Annotated in this window: 1 protein-coding gene; it reads right to left on the bottom strand. The window is 63.5% G+C overall.

Going from position 1 to position 1,525, the window contains the following annotated elements:
• Positions 1–21: 21 nt before the first annotated feature.
• On the bottom strand, positions 22–1,344 hold the full coding sequence (locus ACP5EL_RS10430) for a TldD/PmbA family protein (RefSeq protein ID WP_428402445.1): 1,323 nt from the start codon (positions 1,342–1,344) through the stop codon (positions 22–24).
• Positions 1,345–1,525: the final 181 nt, after the last annotated feature.

Genomic DNA, 1,525 nt, shown 5'->3' with positions numbered 1-1,525 from the left:
CCTCGGCTCCTATTCTCCGCTCTATCCCGACCCACCCACCGTCGCCTCCTCCATGAGCAGGGTGGGGGAGCCGTCGCTGACCGGCACCAGCTGGCCGGACTTTCCACACCTTCCGCTGTTGAATTTTAGGTCGTCTCCTACGGCCACGACCCTCGCCAGGATCTCCAGGATGTGGCCGGAGAGGGAGACGTCCCGGAGGAGGGACGTCGTCTCTCCCCCCTCCACCAGGTAGCCGCGTTTGGCGTTGAACTGGAATACCCCCTCGGCGGTGGATACCTGGCCGCCCCTGCTCCCCAGAAGGTAGACCCCGTCTCTCATCTCCTCCAGAATCTCCGGGAGCTTCCAGCCGTCCTCTCCGGGGGCGATGTAGGTGTTGCTCATCCTCACCACCGGCCTTGCGTTTCCTTGCGCCCTGGCGTTCCGAGGGACGCCGCCCAGCCTTCCGGCCGTCTCCCGGGAGTGGAGGTACGACCGAAGAACGCCTTCCTCGACCACGACCGTCTCTCCTGAAGTTGAACCCTCGTCGTCGAAGGGGTAATGGCCATAGAGGGGGAGGCTCGGGTCGTCTTTGACCGTCACCAGGTCTGAACCGATCTTCTCGCCGATCTTACCCTCCAGGATCGATCCCCCCTCCAGGACTATGTCCCCCTCGGCAGCGTGGCCCACCGCCTCGTGGACGAAGACCCCTCCCAGCTCCTGGTCGACGACGACAGGAAAGCTCCCGCCCCTCGGCGCCTTCGCGTCCAGCAGGGCGACAGCCGTCTCCCCCGCCCGCCGGGCGAGGCCCACTGCATCGACCTCTTCGAAGAGCTCAAGGCCGCATGTTCCGGCTTTGCTCTCCATCCCGGCCTGATAGAGGCCCGCCCGGCTCGCCACGGCGGTGACGTAGAAGCCGAGCCTCGTCGTCTCGTATTCGAGGTCTCTGCCGTCGGAGCTGGTATAATTGGTCTTCACGACGACCTCGTTGTAGACCGCCTGGGTGCTGGATACCCCTTCCACCTTCGCAGCGTCTTCAACCTCCCGGATCAGCCCCACCTTCTCCTCCAGGGAGAGGTCGCCTGGGTCCTTCTTCACCCGGATCTTCTCGCTTCTGCCGGGCAGGGAAGAGGCGAGCTCTAGCCGCTCGTCTCCGGCAATCCTCCGGGCAGCCCGTTTTGCCGTGGCCAGATCTTCCGCCAGGTCGTCGAGGCTCTCGGTCTGGACAAAACCCCAGGACCCCCCGGATAGGGCCCTGATGGCCGCCCCTTGAAAAAAGTTCTCCGAGATCTCGTCCAGCTCCCCATTGTCCAGGACTATCCTGGTGCTCTTGCCCCTTATAACCCGCAGATCGTGAAACTCGTCCATCCAATTCGCCTCTTCAGATCTTCTGAAATCATACTAAAAATAGAGATGCCCCGAGGGGTTGGGGCCACCCCGAGCCTCTACAGGCTTCCGCTGGGGGTCGGTATCGGCTCGGGGAGGGTGATGCCGAGCTTCTTCTCCGCGGCGAACTTCTTCAGCTTCTCCAGAAGCTTCGGCTTTTGGC

This window comes from Methanocrinis sp., assembly GCF_049974945.1.
Taxonomy (GTDB): domain Archaea; phylum Halobacteriota; class Methanosarcinia; order Methanotrichales; family Methanotrichaceae; genus Methanocrinis.
The sequence above is the reverse complement of the archived record's forward strand: the minus strand, read 5'-3'. Positions and strand labels throughout refer to the sequence as shown.